The sequence below is a fragment of the Microcoleus sp. FACHB-SPT15 genome, from assembly GCF_014849525.1.
GTDB lineage: Bacteria > Cyanobacteriota > Cyanobacteriia > Cyanobacteriales > Coleofasciculaceae > Symplocastrum > Symplocastrum torsivum.
Genome location: NZ_JACJNU010000053.1, coordinates 90,522 through 106,528 on the forward strand (window position 1 = coordinate 90,522; position 16,007 = coordinate 106,528).

Sequence of the window (16,007 nt, forward strand, 5' to 3'; positions counted from 1 at the left end):
TTCAACTCAAAAGACAGCAGAAAAGTAGATCATGTCAACGTCACTTCAGTACGGACAACTCCTGCCCGCTCATGTCGGGCTAACAGTTTGACAACACTACCTTGGTTAGCAGAGACTACCCATTCGACCTTTGCCCTGTCTTGAGTGGCATCACCCTGCCGCCTGGTAGGGGCAGAGGGTTTGTAAGCACGCCCTTCCAATTGACCTAAATTTTCACGCCGCTTCCCCATCTCTAATGTTGCTCCCTCAGGTAGCTCAATCTCACAGATGCAACCACGCACGAGCTTTTTCTCTAGCGCCTTTTGGGTAACGTAGGTCGGTAGCCAGCCTGTATTCTGTACAACAAGTCGCACAGTATAGGTGCTATTCCCCAGAGGACGGACACTCGCTTCATAAATCTCCAGTTTGGGTGAGATGAGTAGATGCCACACTAGCCACTCCGGGAAACGAGCAATCTCCTTCTCCAAAAACTCTGGAGGTGGATTTGTCCACGCATACATCGCATTCCAACCCCCTAACTCTATCTGACCGAGTTGGGGATGGTCATAGGGATACCAGTCGATGTAGCCTTTTCCTCCCAGTTTTTCGTCACTCCAACGCAGCAGCTTGAGGTCATCTTCTAAAGGGTGTTCTCGATACCAGTCGATGTATTTGTATTCACTAATTCCAGCTTGGCGCTGAGGACTCCAGACTTCTACTGTCCAGCCAAATATACCCTGGTGTTCATAAACCCAATCATCAAATGCCCCAGTGACAACTTCTTTGGGGTCGTAGCGGAATTCGTGAAAGACAGAGATATTGGGATACTCGGTAAGTTCGGTTCCTTTTTGCCCGATGCGTTGGTAGGTGCGAAGGTCATTAACCGGGAATTCCTCATCGCTGAGGTGGCTGTAGGGGCGCAAGAGAACGCCACTAAAGGTGTGGAAAGTGATCGCACCTGTAATATTAGGATGACTGGTAATGAAGTGAACGAGCGATCGCACTTCCGCCTCGGATGTAGGATAGGCTCCAGCGCCTTGCTGCTCAGACTCCTGTCGCCACAGGTAAGGAAAGTTGCGATTCAAGTCCAACCCTTCCTTAGGACGCAGGATATCAATGAGAACTCCGTCGTAATCATCGATTCGTCCTTCCGGTAGCAGTCGATAATATTCCCCTCCTGTTTCTGTTGGCTCACGCTGCACTAACAAGCGGGGTTCTGTAGGGCAGACTTTCCATGCCCCATTCGCATCCGGGACTCGCATCATTAAAATACGACCATCGCCATCAATATCTTCCATTACCAACCCGTCTTGATGTTCCTCATCATAGGGATAGGGACGAGTCCCAGAACGAATATATTTCGGCTTGTCTGCTAACGCTAACTCCGCACCATCCGGATTGACACGGGGACAAATGTAGAACGCACGAGTATCCAGACAACGGGTGATTTCGGGGTGAGTTCCGTAACTTGTGACTAAGGCTTGCAGAAGGTAAAGGCAGACGCTAGAGGGTGCAAGTTCCGTTGCATGAATATTGCCATCAACCCAAAGGGCAGGTTTTTCTGTGGCTGAACCGGTGGCGAAGCAGGTGACTGTCATCAACCAGATGTCACGCCCTTCATAACTCTTACCGATGCTTTCGATACTGACAAGGTGAGGAAATTCCTTAGTGTAAGCCTGGAGAATCTGGGTTAAGTCTTCGTAGCGGTAGAGCTTATCGAACCGAACGTCTGGCATCTCTCATCTGCATCTGTCGCTGAATCTATGTACGATATCACTCACCTACATTTATCAGTTACTATCACAGGTTAGGTTTTAGCGTTTTACAAGAGAGATAGAGCCAATAAAATGTGGATGGTAAAGAACCAGGTTTGATTAACAATCCCTAAGAATGACTGTGCTTGAAGTTTTTTGGCAACTCTTATTGAGACTCCTCCTCATCGTTGGGGGAGTAATAGCGATCGCATATTGTGTTGCTTGTGTAGTCCTCTGGTTTAGGCAAAAGTACTTTATTTTCAAGCCGCCGCGTGCCATCCGGACAACACCGAAAGCTTTCAATTTAAACTACGAAGAAGTCTGGTTACCTGTCTCAACCGCTTCTGGTCAAACAAGCCACATTCATGGTTGGTGGATTCCTGCGAGTGCAGCCCCCGAAGCGAAGGTATGGCTTTATCTGCATGGGAATGGCTCAAATGTTGGTGATGAAGTGAAGCGTGCATTTTGGTTTCACCAGTTGGGCTTCTCCACCTTGCTGATTGACTATCGTGGATATGGTCGTAGTGAAGGCGAGTTTCCCACCGAATCCAGTGTCTATGAGGATGTAGAAACAGCCTGGAATTACTTGACTCAGGTTAGGCACATTCCACCAGAACAGATTTTTTTGTATGGTCATTCCTTAGGAGGTGCGATCGCAATTGATTTGGCACTACGGCACCCAAATATTGCCGGATTGGTTGTAGAGGGAACCTTTACAGCAATGCGTTCAATGGTGGCTCATCTCTATCGCCAATTCTTAATCTTTCCGGTGAAGTTACTCTTACATCAGCGCTTTGACTCTCTTGTTAAAGTGCGATCGCTTTTAGTGCCTATCCTCATTATTCACGGTACTGCCGATCCAGTTGTTCCAGCGCACATGAGCCAACTCTTATTTACAGCAGCAACCGAACCGAAACAACTGCTCTTAGTGCCAGAAGCAGGACATCACAATGTAGAGGAACTTGGTAGCGCTCAATACTTACAAGCAATTCAATGGCTGGTTGAACAAGCTCAAGCAAGACAAGGGCAATTAGCCCAGCCATAGCGGAGCCTTAATTGCGAAGTGTAGCAGGGTGGAGTCGTTGAATTGTCCACAAGTATCGCCAAGGGAGTTAGCACAAGGGCTTATTCGTCTCACAGGTAACCATGTTCAGCCAGAAATGTCGGTGAAATTTCCTCTTGGTGGTTAGATGAGGGAACTTGATGACCGAGCAATCTTTCAACATACTTGCCTAAGATATCGCCCTCTAAATTGACCCAACTACCAATCTGTAAATAGCTCAGATTGGTCTGAGCATAACTGTGAGGAATAACGGCGACTTTGAACCAGCTTCCTTGGGGGTCACAATCGGCAATAGTTAGACTTACCCCATTAACGGCGACACTCCCTTTGGGAACAATATAGCGGGCAATTTGGTGCTGCCAAAGGTCACGTAAGGAAACAGGTGCGGTGAAGGAGAGTTCCCATGAATTAGGTGTTTCTACTGATTCCTGTAGACAGCCAATGCCATCAATGTGGCCTGTGACAAAGTGCCCACCGAGCTTACTCCCAACACGTACTGATGTTTCTAAATTGACATAGGGAGCTGAGCGATGCTCTTGCCCTAATGTTGTACGACGTAACGTTTCATCAGAGGCGGTTGCGACAAACCCTTGTGGTAAGATTTCTTCTACTGTTAGGCAGATTCCATCGACCGCAACGCTGTCACCGATCGCTAAATCTTGTAAGATTACGTGCGAGGCATCAGGGCGGCAGGAGATATCAAAGCGATCGCCTCCTAACGGGTGAATCGTTCCCAGGGCTTGAATTAATCCTGTAAACACTGTTTTCGTTCAACTCCTGAGCGTGTGCGACTGGGCGGGTGGTAGTGAAATATTCAGCAATAATCTGTGTTTTTTTCGTGAAGTCCCAGCGCAAACGTCCTGAGACTGGGGCATACTTGGAGAATACAACCTTGTTGATCCCCACTAAAATTAGGTTTTCAAGGGCTGATTTTACGGTTGACTGGTGAAGTAATTTGGACAGATTGCGAAGTTTGTTCCAGTCCTAAACCGTCCAGTACTAGTTTACCGCTCCGCTTTGATGCCCCCGATGCCGACTGTATTCTAGAGGCTAATCTGATGATTGAAATGAGAGTTGCTGGAATTGCACTAGACGCCGTCACCAAGAGTCCGATTGTCCTGCTGAAGGATGCCTCGGATCGACGTGCCCTACCAATCTACATTGGGCAAGATCAGGCAAAGGCAATTATCAGCGCCTTGGAGAAACAAACACCTCCCCGACCCCTTACCCATGACCTATTCGTGAACCTCCTGCAAGGCTGGAACATGAGTCTGGAGAAGATTATTATTCACGCGCTCCAAGATAACACGTTCTACGCTATTCTCTGTGTCCGTCAGGGTGAGGCGAAAAAAGAAATCGATGCTCGACCAAGTGACGCAATTGCGATCGCATTACGTACAGATAGCCCAATCTGGGTTATGGAAGAAGTCATTGCCGATGCCTCGATCCCCGTTGATAGAGACGCTGACGAAGAAGAACGACGTGCCTTCCGGGAGTTTGTCTCCAACATCCGCCCTGAAGATTTTTCCCAACGTAAAGGATTTAAAACGGGTGGCGAAGCCTAGCTTTTGAGCCTTTAGCTGTCAGCTTTAATAAATTTGCTTTGGCTTAAAGTAAAACTTCCTTAGTTTTCTTTTGATAACTTTAACGCTCAACCCTCGTCCCTTATTTCTTCTAAGCTGAAAGCTGAAAGCTGACGGCTGATAGCTAAAATGCGTTACCGACGGTTTGGGAAAACTGAGTTGCTTCTTTCAGTGTTTTCTCTGGGCACTATGCGCTGCTTAGCGTCTGAGTCAGAGGCTCACGCTACCGTCTGCCAAGCAATAGCAAGAGGAATTAACCATATTGAAACCGCTAGAGGTTATGGGAAAAGTGAGCAGTATCTTGGCAAGATTCTAAAAACCGAGTTGTCGGTGCCACGAAAGCAGCTACACATCACTACCAAATTGCCGCCAACCCCCGATGCTAGCTTGATGCGGCAGTGGATAGAGGAGTCTTTACAGCGTCTACAACTCGATTATTTGGATTGTTTAGCCATTCATGGCATCAACACCTGGGAACACCTGGCTTGGGTTGAGTCTCCTACAGGTTGTATGCAAGCTATAAAAGAAGCGATGGCAGATGGTCGTGTACGACATATTGGCTTTTCAACTCACGCTCAACTCGATGTCATTCTGGCAGCGATTAAGACAGATTTATTTGAATTTATAAACCTTCATTACTATTACTTTTCTCAACGCAATGCAGCAGCGATTGAATCAGCCCACAACAAGGATATGGGCATTTTTATCATCTCCCCGGCAGATAAGGGAGGGCAACTCTATACCCCTCCACCCAAGCTAGAACAGTTGTGTGCGCCCTTTTCACCACTAGAGTTGAATTATCGCTTTTTATTAAGCGATCGCCGAATCACTACCCTCAGTATTGGCCCTGCTAATTCCACTGAACTAATAGCACCTCTTGCTGTTGCTAACCAAGATGAACCCCTAACACAACTGGAAGTTGAGGCGTTTTTGCGTCTGGAAGCGCAAGCGAAAGAGGCTCTAGGTACTGACCACTGTAGTCAATGCTATGCTTGTCTGCCTTGTCCTGAAACGATTCACATCCCAGAAGTCCTGCGCTTGCGGAATTTAGCTGTCGCTTACGAGATGAGCAATTTTAGTCAATACCGCTATCAAATGTTTGAAAACGCTGGTCATTGGTTTCCCGGTGTCAAGGGAAATCGTTGTACTAGCTGCGGTGATTGTCTACCTCGCTGTCCCGAACAGCTAGATATTCCTGCCTTACTCGCCGATACCCATCAACGTCTTAACGGACAACCTCGACGCCGACTTTGGGAATAATACTTGTTATGGGGAAGTCAATGTGTAGCATCACCAAGGGAAATTTGTATTTGTTATAGTGATGGTGCCATAGCCATAGGAGGGAAAAATGGGTGAAATCACTAGAGATGAAGTGCGGGAAAGAATAGGCAATATTGAACTAATTCGTGATCTAATATTTGGCTCTAAACTGCAAGAATATGATAGCCGTCTCGACAAGCTAGAATCTCATTTATCTTCTCTAGAGAAGGAGATGCGCGATCGCACCGAGCAAGTTAAGTCTGATTGTTTGACACAACTCCGAATATCCGTTGACTCTCTTGAGGAAAAAATAAAGTCTCTCAGCTTCACGTCCCAGAAAGATAACGCAGACATTCGTCAATTAATTGAGGGAACTTATAAGAATTTTTCTAGTAGTCTTGATTCAATAGATAAAAACGTTACTTCCCAGACAACCTCAATTCGCAAAGAACTCTCAGAAACGAGAGAAAAGCTTCAAGAAGATACCCAAAATCTCAAGTCTCAGGTTTTTGATGAACTGGAAAAACGATTTTCACTGCTCACAGACGCAAAGCTTTCTAGGAATGACGTAGCAGATATTTTATTTGAGCTTGGTTTAAGGATAAAAAAAGCGGAATTTACTCCGGAACTCAAAAAATCATCTCATACCAATGGCTCGGATGATACTTTATTAATAGAAGCTAGCAAAGTTTCAGAGTGAAGTAGCATGGATTAGAGGATAGGTGGTAGGTGACAAACGGCAATCTAGAACCTAAGTTCTAAGCTCTAAAACCTAACCCCTTTCTTGGGTAGAATTGTAGGATTGATTCTTTAGGAGTTCAAACAAATTTAGCTCCGTTTCATTCAAGCAACATCTACCAACCTAATCAAGATTTAGGTGAGGCAGCTCAGGGTATGGCTTTATCAAAAGAAAATCCATCTGGCAGTTCCCCGTTACAAAGCTTGCTGGATTTATTAATTGATTTAGAGGTAGTTAATTCTACTAAGGAATATAGCCAGGAATCTCCTCCCTCTGATCAGGAGGTAATCAGTCAGGATGAACCAAGAAAGGCAGAGGAAAGAAGGCAGATGGCAGAAGGGATCTATCCCGATGCCAATAGCCTAAACCATCTAGCTGAAGCTTGTACTTCTCAATTGGTAGAGGAACACCAAGATTCACCCACCCCTACTTCGCCTGAGTCAGTGGGAAAGATGGAGAATGCCTCAACTTCAACCGAGGATGAAACACCCTTTACTCCTTTACTCGTTGACTCGCTCACCTCTTTAGAGCAAAGCAATGGTGACAAGTTGGCGACAGATGATTCTCTTAAGGCGATTGAAGCTTTACAAAATCTGCTATCTCAGCCTATTCGGCAAGATGAGCAACAAGATGAGTCTAAACACCAACCCGTTGAGTCTGAGGCGAATTTGAATCAGCCAGAAAACTCAGATAAACCGTCTGAAGAAGTATTCAATCGGCTCATTCAGTCTCATTGGCAAAAAGCTCAACACCATCACTCAAGTCAATCGATTGCATCAACTAGTGATAAAGAGGTACAGAATTCAATTGAACTTTTTGAGCGTTGGCAACGTTTGCTTCTGACTCAAGAAGTCATGGATGCTCGTCAAGCGATCGCAAATTTTAAAAATAAACTAGAAAGTCTCGAACATCAGATTTATGAACCCAAGGAGTTGATTGATTTACTCCTGCCTTTAGTCACTGAGATTTTGACTCTAAAAGTGACTGTAGCTAGGGAAGAAATTGCTCAAGCGATCGCTCCTCTTACTGATGAAATGATTCAGATTAAAGCGCAACAGGATAAAGGAGCGCTTAGTTCTGCTTTGGCACCCGTTCTACCTGATGCCGTTGCCCAACAGGTGAAGGACTCTCCTGGAGAGTTTGCCAAAGCACTTGGTCCAGAAATGGGTACAGCCATTAAAGAACAAATTACTTTAGAGCGGGATGCGATGGTGGATGCTCTCTATCCCGTTATTGGCAGTACGATTTCTAAGTACATGGCGGAGGCTATTAAATCAATTAATGAGAAGGTTGAAAACACCTTTACTCTAGAGGGAATTTCACGCAAAATCCGTGCCAAGGTGCAGGGGGTTTCTGAGGCAGAACTCATCTTCAAGGAGGCAATGCCTTTTACCGTCCAAGCTGTTTTTTTAATTCACAAAGGCTCTGGATTGGTAATTTCTGACGTACAACGCTTAGATAGCCAGCGCCTAGAGTCGGACATGGTAGCCGGGATGCTCACGGCAATTCGCAGCTTTGTGAATGATTGTATCGCTCAAAGCGGGGAAGTCTCGGAGATCGATCAGATCGACTATGGTAATTCCAAAATCACCCTAGAAGTGGCGGGGTACTGTTATCTGGCAGTCGTGGCTCAAGGACAATCGCCCAAGGCATTTACGGGGAAGATGCGGGGTGCTTTGGGAACTATCGTTCAAGATCATGGTAGAGCGATTGAGTTATTTGATGGCGACCCCGCTAATGTACCCGAACAGATACACGAGATTCTAGGAGACTTGGTAACTGCTAGCACAACCTCTAATGAGAAGGAAAAAGGCAAAGTTCCTACTGCCCTGTTGCTCATCAGTTTTGCCGTGCTAAGTACAATTTCTCTATCCCTGGGAATCTATCAATATCGCGGTTGGGTTAGCCAGCGCATTGAGGCAGAAACTAGCGATGCTTTGGCATCCGAGCCAGAGTTAGCGGTTTATCGTCTGGGAGTAGACTACTCGCGAAAAACCCTGAAGCTTTCTGGAAAGTTGCCTAATCAATACCTCCGCTCAAAAGCTGAACAAATTGCTAAGGCAGTTCAACCGAAACGGAAAATAAACAATACCATCATCCCTGTCGAAGTCCCACCCGATCCGGTGGCAACGGCAGCCGAGGTGAAGCGAGTTGCTGACATTCTGAATCAAATGGATGGTGCAGTGATATTGGCAGATTATAGTGAGGGCGAAGTTACGGTGCAGGGAGTAGTGCTTCAGAAGGCTGATGCAAGAAAAGTTACACTTGCCTTTCAGCAAATTCCCGGTGTTAAAACAGTGACCAACACGGTAGAGTTACAAGCTAAAGCATTCGCTTCCCGCATCTACTTTGATGGAGGTTCCTCTGAGTTAAAATCAGCCGAACTTTCAAAGGTTTCTCAAATTCAGTCGTTTCTGGAGCAGTACCCTAATACAGCACTGAGGCTCTTAGGTTATAGCGATGCGATCGGCACTTCTACGGAAAATCAGCAATTGGCAGTGGCACGAGCGACATCGGTGAGGAATGCTCTGGTCAATCAAGGTATTGATCCCAAGCGATTGCAAGTTGAAGGGACAACCAATGTTCCTATCGGTCTTAATCGTGATCAACCACTTCAGCTCAGTAGATGTGTAGAATTTGAGATTGTCACACCATAAGCGTTAGCTATCCTGGATCAGGATTGGGTAACTAGTGACAATGGAAAATAAAATTTAGACGCAGCATTAATGATATCAAAAAAAATCTGCTTGGTTGGCGACTTTGGAGTTGGCAAAACTAGTCTAATTCGCCGTTTTGTCGAGCAACAGTTTAGTGATCAGTATCTTTCCACAGTCGGTGTAAAAATCTCACGAAAGACTTTGGAATCCGTGAATTTACAGATGCTAATTTGGGACTTAGAAGGTCATACTAAATTTAAGGCGATCGCACCCACTTATTTACAAGGGGGAAGCGGCGCAGTCATTGTTGCAGATGTTACGCGGCAGGAGACTGTTGAGCGAATTTCTGAACATATTAAACTCTTCTCCTCTGTTAACCCTAAAGGCTCTATTACCCTTGCTTTAAACAAATCTGATTTAGTCGAAGAGGAAAAATTGACAAAAATCAGTCATTTAGTTGAGCTTCAATATTCAAATCAAGTATTAGGAGTTTATCAAACGTCTGCTAAAACAGGCTCATATGTGGATGAAATATTTAACAAATTAGGTGAATCTATAATATCTCCTGTATGAATTCTCTCATTAAAAAACTCATAACATCTCGTTATGAGTATTTGGTGCTTGATAAAAACTTAATCATCTTGGAAGCATCCTCTGGCTCAAGAGGTTTTGCAGATTGTCCTTCTGAAGTCAGGCATAAGAACGATGTTCGCCTTGCTTTTCCTGAATTAGTAGGGCTTGAAGAAACGCTTATAGAGCTTATAGAGGGTCAAAAAGATAGTTTTGAATTAACAGGAATTACTCGCTCAGGAATTCCTAACTCTCCGCTATACTTTGACTTATATATCAGTGGACATTTTGACAAAGAATCGGGGAATACTCAGTTAATTATTGTATTTGAAGATGTAACAGAAAAAATGGTCTTGCAGCAGACCTTAGTTCAACGAACTAACGAAGCGGCTCTTTTATTAAGTTCCTTAACGGCTTCAAGAAATTATATAAATCAAATTATCACATCAATGGCAGATGCTGTATTGGTAACTACAGCATCAGGGATTATAAAAAAATCTAACAGATTTGCTCAAGATTTATTTGGATATAGCGAATACGAATTAGATAACAATCCTATTTCAATACTAATCAAAAGTAAAGAATTTCTACAAAAAATAAATACCCTATCCTCTTCAAAGCCAGAGCAAGCTTTGAAAGATGTAGAAGTTATTTGTCAAACTAAAACAGGAGAAGAAATTCCTGTTGCCTTTTCCTGCTCAGCAATTCCAACAGAAGTAGAGGGATTAGAACATTTCGTTTATATCGGTCGAGATATTAGCGATCGCAAGCGTGTAGAAGCTGAAATGATTAAAGCCCTCGAACGAGAAAGAGAGCTTAGAGAACTTAAATCTTGCTTTGTTTCAATGGCAAGCCATGAATTTCGGACTCCCCTTACTACTATTGTTTCTTCGACAGAATTACTAGAAATTTACGGTCAAAAGTGGACTGAAGATAAAAAGCAGAAACACTACCAGCGGATTGAATCGGCTGTAGATCGGATGACAAGCCTCCTAGATGATGTGCTTCTATTTAGCAAAGTAGAGGCAGGAAAGCTAGAATTCAATCCTCAGCCCTTAGTACTCAAAAATTTTTGCAGTGATTTAGTTGAGGAACTACAACTCGGTATTGGTGTAAATCACAAACTTACCTTTGTCTATTCTGGTTCCTGTCACAATGCTTGTATGGATGAAAAACTCCTAATGCACATTTTCGGGAATTTATTGAGCAACGCAATTAAGTATTCTCCTCAAGATACGACTATCCTCTTTGGCTGTTATTGTAGAGAGGAAGAGGTGCTTTTTGAGGTAAAAGACGAAGGAATAGGCATTCCGATAGAAGATCTAGAGCGGTTATTTGAGTCATTTCATCGAGCAAAGAATGTGGGTAATATCCCCGGTACTGGACTGGGTTTAGCCATTGTCCGAAAGTCTGTGGACTTGCATGGTGGCAGGATTATTGTGGAGAGTGAACCTGGAGTTGGCACAACGTTTAAAGTGATTTTGCCCTTGGATAGTTGAGAAATCATCTGTTGCACAACTGTTCACTAACTTAAGAGGAATGGCACTGATTTAAGCAAAAAGTAATCGTTCGTAGAAAAACCCTGCTTGGGGGGCTTCCCCCCAACCCCCTCCTCACTAAAGCTCCGGTGGGGGACGGAGTGCCTCCCCCAAACCCCCTGCACAAGGCTTGATCGAGAGGTGGCAGTTGAATTCATGCATTAAATCAGTGCCATTCGACTTAAGGAAGGTAGGGAAGGTAGGGCAGAAATTACTTCCTCATCTCCCCCATCTTGTGCCTCCGCCTACAATAGGAATTTATGAGCGTTGGTATTCAAACCCTACCCCAAGAGGTAGTGAATCTCATTGCTGCTGGTGAGGTAATTGACTCTCTAGCAGCAGTTGTGCGAGAACTTGTGGAAAATGCTCTCGATGCTCGTGCAAGCCGTATTGTTGTTTCAGTATGGTCTGATCAATGGCGGGTACGAGTGGCAGATAATGGTTCTGGCATGAGCTTGGAAGACTTGCAGCAAGCCGCCTCTGCCCACAGTACGAGCAAAATCCGTACCAGTGATGATTTATGGAAGATTAGCAGTTTAGGATTTCGCGGGGAAGCGTTACATAGTCTAGCGGCACTGGCAGATTTAGAAATTTTGAGCCGACTCAAAGGGACGTTTGAGGGTTGGCGAGTGACTTATGATTCTCAAGGTGAACCGATAAGAAGTGAGACGGTAGCGATCGCACCGGGTACAGTTGTCACTGTTTCTAATCTATTTGGTAGTTGGCCAGTACGCCGCAAAGGACTACCAACGATTAGTCAACAATTGAAAATTGTCCAAGCAACAATTCATCAAATTGCTCTCTGCCATCCCTGTGTCACTTGGCAAGTTCAGCAAAATGAGCGTCCCTGGTTTACTATCAGTCCAGGTAAGACGGCACAGCAGATTTTGCCCCAAATATTGAAGCAAGTGCGGCAAACTGACTTACAGCAACTAACGCTAGAAGTACCAACCCCTTTAGAAAGTGAGGAATCTGAGAGGGAAAATTTCCCCTCAACCTCCCCTACCGCCCCTACTCCATCTCTCCCCTCATCTCAAATCCAACTCGTATTAGGATTACCCGATCGCTGCCATCGACGACGCCCAGATTGGGTAAAGGTAGCGACGAATCGACGCTTAGTGCGATCGCCTGAATTAGAACAGACAATTCTTTCAGCATTGACACGCACTTGTCCACGCGATCGCTACCCCATCTGTTTCCTCCATCTGCAAATTTGCCCCAGCCAAATTGACTGGAATCGTCACCCAGCTAAGGCAGAAATTTACTTACACTCGCTCTCCTACTGGAAAGAACAAGTATCCTCTGCAATTGAGCAAGCCTTGCGCCTCAGTCCAACCAATCTTCCAGAAGCAACCCACTCCCAACGAGTAGAAAAGTTGCTGAAAGTATCGGAAGAAAAAGGAGCCTATCACGTCAGTCGCTCAATACAACCTGCACCGCAAGCTGAAGAATCGGCCAAAAATGCTGCTGAAATTGGGCTAATTTCCCTAAAAGCGATCGCCCAGGTTCACAATATGTATATCCTGGCAGAACATCCGACGGGGATGTGGTTGGTAGAGCAGCATATTGCCCATGAGCGGGTGTTGTATGAACAATTATGCGATCGCTGGCAGCTAGTCTCTTTAGAACCTCCAGTGATTCTCAGCAATCTCTCCACTACTCAAGTTGAGCAACTACAGCGCTTAGGTTTGGATATCGAACCCTTTGGTGAACAACTATGGGCAGTACGCAACGCCCCAGAAATGCTGCAAAAGCGGGGGGATTGTGCTACTGCTCTTTTGGAACTAAGTTTAGGCGGAGATTTACAAACGGCTCAAGTGGCAACAGCCTGCCGCAGTGCCATCCGCAATGGCACACCACTAAGTTTGCCAGAAATGCAAATCTTGTTAGATCAATGGAAAAGCACTCGTAATCCTCGCACCTGTCCCCACGGACGCCCAATTTATTTATCGTTGGAAGAGTCAGCACTTGCCCGTTTTTTCCGCCGTCATTGGGTGATTGGCAAAAGTCATGGCATTTAATTCAAAGTTTTCCTAATGCTAAATTTACGAGAAATTGCCTTTTACTTGGAAGATATTGAAACACCCGTCGGTAGAGCAATTAATTTGCTCATTATGGGATTCATTCTGCTGTCTTCACTTATTTTCGTAGCAGAAACTTATCCTCTTCCGGAGCCTGTTCGCATTAGTCTTGATACTATTGATACATTGATCTTAGTGGTTTTTGTCATTGAGTATTTAATTCGGCTTTATTATGCGATTGACAAAATAAAATTTATTTTTAGTCCCTTTTCCTTTGTTGATTTAATTGCAATACTGCCTTTCTTTTTGGGTTTAAACAATATACAGTTTATCAGGATATTTAGATGGTTCAGAATTTTACGATTAATTCGATTTATAGATCTCAAAATTTATTTCTTACGCATAAGCAGTGAAGATGGTGTTATTTTCACGAGAATATTATTTACTTTATTTACTATTGTTTTTGTTTACTCTGGGTTGATTTACCAAGTTGAGCATAGGGTTAATGCTGAGGATTTCGGAACGTTTTTGGATGCGTTCTATTTTTCAGTAGTAACAATGACAACTGTTGGCTTTGGTGATGTTACCCCAACTTCAGAAGTCGGTCGCCTAATGACAGTCCTGATGATTTTAACAGGGATTGCTTTAATTCCTTGGCAATTGGGTGACTTGATTAAGCAACTACTCAAAACAGCTAATCAGGTAGAGAAAGCTTGTTCCGGTTGTCGTTTGCCCTTCCATGATACTGATGCTCAGTTCTGCAAAATCTGCGGTAGCAAGTTGGACAAGGTTTAAATATAGCAGAAAGCTGTCAGCTATCAGCCATCAGCTTTTTTTCAGATTAGTAGCGCTTGTTTTGCAGCCTTTAACTGTACCTTATTTAACTGAGAACTCCTATATAATTAATTTTTACGTTTTAGGGCAAGAACGTACAATTAATGATTTATTCAAAGCCAACCTACATCTAGGAGAAACTCAGTAAGAGTAGCAGTACTAGGATGCGATCGCAGTAGTTTTAGCACCGCGATTGTGTTCTACTTCAAAGATGTGGGAATAAAGGTTTGCAATAATTTGCTTCCCTTCTTGAGTTAGCTTTAAATAATCTAAACCATCAATGATGTAAGGGTAAACAACATTCCAGTAAAACTTCGGATAGCTGTAAATCAAATCATCTGGATGTTGATAACCCAATTGTTTATTTACTCCTGTTTCTTCAAACTCATAAAATAATGCGGCCGTCTTTTGTAGATAGCGTGGGTCACTCAATTGACCAATCAAATCAGCCGCCCTAACTAAACCGGGGTAGTTGATAGTATCTTGATGATCAGAATCCAAAGGCACAGGGAAGCGAGTCAGTTCAATATTCTTCTTGATAACTTGAGCATCAATGATATTGTGACCACCAAATCGCTCTTGAACAAAAAGTTTACCTCGGTCAACATGATAAGGAGTCAAACTGGCATCTGTAGAACCAGGCGGAAGTGTGACGGTATTGTTACCTTCACCTGTAGCGTACACCCTTAAATCCACTCGATCTTGTCGGCAAACGCCTTTGACGTAGCCAATATCATGGCATACCAAAGAAATTAGGAAGTGCAACCAATCCTCGCAAGAAACTCCACCTTCACGGATATGCTTTCCTCGCAAGATTTCTTGCCCTACCAAAGTTACTAAAATAGTATGTTCTACATTGTGATAAAGAGCATTACTATTGGCAATATTCTCTAAAGCCATGTTCCCTACCCAGGCAATAATACTGGCATATTCCGGCTTCAGGTTACTATAAGCCGAGTCGTAAGCCGCCTTCAGTTCAGGTATGAAAGCTTCAATTAAAAGCTTGGTAGGATTAAACATTGATACCCTAGGTGTTACGGGAAATTAGGTAAAAGTTAAAGATATGCTAACGCATACTAATGGAAGGTTGATAACGTTGTGGTATGTCTTGGCAGGGATAAGAGTAATCTGAAGCTGAAGTCAGTAACTATTATCTGGGTAGGATAGTTCCTGAAAATTTTGGCAAAGTTGGGTAAATGCGATCGCGCTATAGCCTTACCATAGTCTGAGTTCAGTCCTCTGCATCAGGTGCCTTATGTCCATTGAAAGAGACGAAAACCGAGAGGAACGCATTGACATGGAGATCATTGTCGATGCCTACAACGAAGAAGAACAGGCAATGGGTTGGTACTACTACCTCGACAATAAGCTCAACGTTCCCTTTAAGGCTAAGTGGTTGACAGGGGAAAGCACATCAAAAAGCGAAGACGTTGAGGTACTGAAAATGTCCCCAGAGGAGGCTTGCCAGAGGGAGATGTTTGTCGAGGTGCTTTACAAAGAAGGTACGGCTGAAGATGTATTTTCTGTTGCCCTATCTGACATTGAGCCTATCGAAGCGGATGACGACACTCAAGAAGCAGTCAAAGATTGGCACTATTGGGTTGGTATGGGATACGAGTTTGGAGAAGACTAACCAATGGCAGTGTATCAAGTTCGATTAGTGAATCCGGCAGTGAATCTCGATCGCACTATATCAGTTCCAGACGATCAGTACATTCTAGACATGGCAGAGGAAGCAGGTATCCGATTACCCGTTGGTTGTCGGGAAGGAACCTGTTCGTCCTGTATCGCCAAACTTGTTAGTGGTAAAGTTGATCAAAGTGAGCAAAAGTTTTTACAACCCTCAGAAATAGCAGATGGATACACAGTCACTTGTGTGGCTTACCCAATGTCTGATTGCGCCCTAGAAACTCACCAAGAACAAGTTTTATATAAATCGTCACTTTACTTTAAGTCAGATACGGCTCAAGCTCAATAAATACACTGACATGCATCTAAATTGCATAATC

The 16,007-nt window shown here is 44.1% G+C and carries 14 protein-coding genes; 11 read left to right on the forward strand and 3 right to left on the reverse strand.

Annotated elements, in window-relative coordinates:
• Positions 1-29 precede the first annotated feature (29 nt).
• On the reverse strand, positions 30-1,715 hold the full coding sequence (locus H6F98_RS19485; protein ID WP_192220356.1) for a M14 family metallopeptidase: 1,686 nt from the start codon (positions 1,713-1,715) through the stop codon (positions 30-32).
• 154 nt (positions 1,716-1,869) lie between these two features.
• Here H6F98_RS19485 and H6F98_RS19490 point away from each other — a divergent pair, with 154 nt between their 5' ends.
• Positions 1,870-2,778: an alpha/beta hydrolase gene (locus H6F98_RS19490; RefSeq protein WP_192220357.1), complete on the forward strand. Its 909-nt coding sequence runs from the start codon at positions 1,870-1,872 to the stop codon at positions 2,776-2,778.
• 89 nt (positions 2,779-2,867) lie between these two features.
• Here the strand turns inward: H6F98_RS19490 and ribE are convergent, their stop codons facing one another.
• A complete protein-coding gene (ribE, locus tag H6F98_RS19495) occupies positions 2,868-3,557 on the reverse strand; it encodes a riboflavin synthase (protein ID WP_192220358.1) in 690 nt (229 codons plus the stop codon).
• Between the two features lie 297 nt (positions 3,558-3,854).
• Here ribE and H6F98_RS19500 point away from each other — a divergent pair, with 297 nt between their 5' ends.
• The 8 genes from H6F98_RS19500 (at position 3,855) to H6F98_RS19535 (ending at position 13,959) form a co-directional block, all read left to right on the forward strand.
• The gene (locus H6F98_RS19500; RefSeq protein WP_192220359.1) at positions 3,855-4,361 is read left to right on the forward strand and encodes a bifunctional nuclease family protein; all 507 of its coding nucleotides are present in this window, start codon (positions 3,855-3,857) and stop codon (positions 4,359-4,361) included.
• 147 nt (positions 4,362-4,508) lie between these two features.
• Complete coding sequence (locus tag H6F98_RS19505) at positions 4,509-5,639, forward strand: aldo/keto reductase (protein ID WP_192220360.1); 1,131 nt, start codon at positions 4,509-4,511, stop codon at positions 5,637-5,639.
• A gap of 88 nt (positions 5,640-5,727) precedes the next feature.
• Positions 5,728-6,339, forward strand: coding sequence for a hypothetical protein (locus H6F98_RS19510; protein ID WP_192220361.1), 612 nt, complete (start codon positions 5,728-5,730; stop codon positions 6,337-6,339).
• A 194-nt stretch (positions 6,340-6,533) separates the two neighbouring features.
• Positions 6,534-9,035: an OmpA family protein gene (locus H6F98_RS19515; RefSeq protein ID WP_192220362.1), complete on the forward strand. Its 2,502-nt coding sequence runs from the start codon at positions 6,534-6,536 to the stop codon at positions 9,033-9,035.
• A gap of 69 nt (positions 9,036-9,104) precedes the next feature.
• The gene (locus tag H6F98_RS19520; RefSeq protein WP_192220363.1) at positions 9,105-9,608 is read left to right on the forward strand and encodes a Rab family GTPase; all 504 of its coding nucleotides are present in this window, start codon (positions 9,105-9,107) and stop codon (positions 9,606-9,608) included.
• Positions 9,605-11,104 (forward strand): PAS domain-containing sensor histidine kinase, encoded by a 1,500-nt coding sequence (locus H6F98_RS19525; protein WP_192220364.1) that lies wholly within the window; start codon positions 9,605-9,607, stop codon positions 11,102-11,104. The genes H6F98_RS19520 and H6F98_RS19525 overlap by 4 nt, the downstream gene beginning before the upstream one ends.
• A gap of 299 nt (positions 11,105-11,403) precedes the next feature.
• Positions 11,404-13,164, forward strand: coding sequence for a DNA mismatch repair endonuclease MutL (mutL, locus tag H6F98_RS19530; RefSeq protein WP_192220365.1), 1,761 nt, complete (start codon positions 11,404-11,406; stop codon positions 13,162-13,164).
• 15 nt (positions 13,165-13,179) lie between these two features.
• On the forward strand, positions 13,180-13,959 hold the full coding sequence (locus tag H6F98_RS19535) for an ion transporter (protein ID WP_192220366.1): 780 nt from the start codon (positions 13,180-13,182) through the stop codon (positions 13,957-13,959).
• A gap of 198 nt (positions 13,960-14,157) precedes the next feature.
• On the opposite strand, the gene H6F98_RS19540 is transcribed toward H6F98_RS19535, so the two are convergent.
• On the reverse strand, positions 14,158-15,018 hold the full coding sequence (locus H6F98_RS19540) for an Npun_R2479 family HD domain-containing metalloprotein (protein ID WP_192220367.1): 861 nt from the start codon (positions 15,016-15,018) through the stop codon (positions 14,158-14,160).
• Between the two features lie 235 nt (positions 15,019-15,253).
• Between H6F98_RS19540 and H6F98_RS19545 the strand changes: the two genes are divergently transcribed.
• Both H6F98_RS19545 and H6F98_RS19550 read left to right on the forward strand, forming a co-directional pair.
• On the forward strand, positions 15,254-15,631 hold the full coding sequence (locus tag H6F98_RS19545; protein ID WP_192220368.1) for a calcium-binding protein: 378 nt from the start codon (positions 15,254-15,256) through the stop codon (positions 15,629-15,631).
• A 3-nt stretch (positions 15,632-15,634) separates the two neighbouring features.
• On the forward strand, positions 15,635-15,976 hold the full coding sequence (locus tag H6F98_RS19550; RefSeq protein WP_192220369.1) for a 2Fe-2S iron-sulfur cluster-binding protein: 342 nt from the start codon (positions 15,635-15,637) through the stop codon (positions 15,974-15,976).
• Positions 15,977-16,007 lie beyond the last annotated feature (31 nt).

Excerpts from the sequence above, each read along its gene's own strand:
- H6F98_RS19485 (WP_192220356.1), bottom strand. The coding sequence starts at position 1,715 with ATGCCAGACGTTCGGTTCGATAAGCTCTACCGCTACGAAGACTTAACC.
- H6F98_RS19490 (WP_192220357.1), top strand. The coding sequence starts at position 1,870 with ATGACTGTGCTTGAAGTTTTTTGGCAACTCTTATTGAGACTCCTCCTC.
- H6F98_RS19500 (WP_192220359.1), top strand. The coding sequence starts at position 3,855 with ATGATTGAAATGAGAGTTGCTGGAATTGCACTAGACGCCGTCACCAAG.
- H6F98_RS19505 (WP_192220360.1), top strand. The coding sequence starts at position 4,509 with ATGCGTTACCGACGGTTTGGGAAAACTGAGTTGCTTCTTTCAGTGTTT.
- H6F98_RS19510 (WP_192220361.1), top strand. The coding sequence starts at position 5,728 with ATGGGTGAAATCACTAGAGATGAAGTGCGGGAAAGAATAGGCAATATT.
- H6F98_RS19515 (WP_192220362.1), top strand. The coding sequence starts at position 6,534 with ATGGCTTTATCAAAAGAAAATCCATCTGGCAGTTCCCCGTTACAAAGC.
- H6F98_RS19520 (WP_192220363.1), top strand. The coding sequence starts at position 9,105 with ATGATATCAAAAAAAATCTGCTTGGTTGGCGACTTTGGAGTTGGCAAA.
- H6F98_RS19525 (WP_192220364.1), top strand. The coding sequence starts at position 9,605 with ATGAATTCTCTCATTAAAAAACTCATAACATCTCGTTATGAGTATTTG.
- mutL (WP_192220365.1), top strand. The coding sequence starts at position 11,404 with ATGAGCGTTGGTATTCAAACCCTACCCCAAGAGGTAGTGAATCTCATT.
- H6F98_RS19535 (WP_192220366.1), top strand. The coding sequence starts at position 13,180 with ATGCTAAATTTACGAGAAATTGCCTTTTACTTGGAAGATATTGAAACA.
- H6F98_RS19540 (WP_192220367.1), bottom strand. The coding sequence starts at position 15,018 with ATGTTTAATCCTACCAAGCTTTTAATTGAAGCTTTCATACCTGAACTG.
- H6F98_RS19545 (WP_192220368.1), top strand. The coding sequence starts at position 15,254 with ATGTCCATTGAAAGAGACGAAAACCGAGAGGAACGCATTGACATGGAG.
- H6F98_RS19550 (WP_192220369.1), top strand. The coding sequence starts at position 15,635 with ATGGCAGTGTATCAAGTTCGATTAGTGAATCCGGCAGTGAATCTCGAT.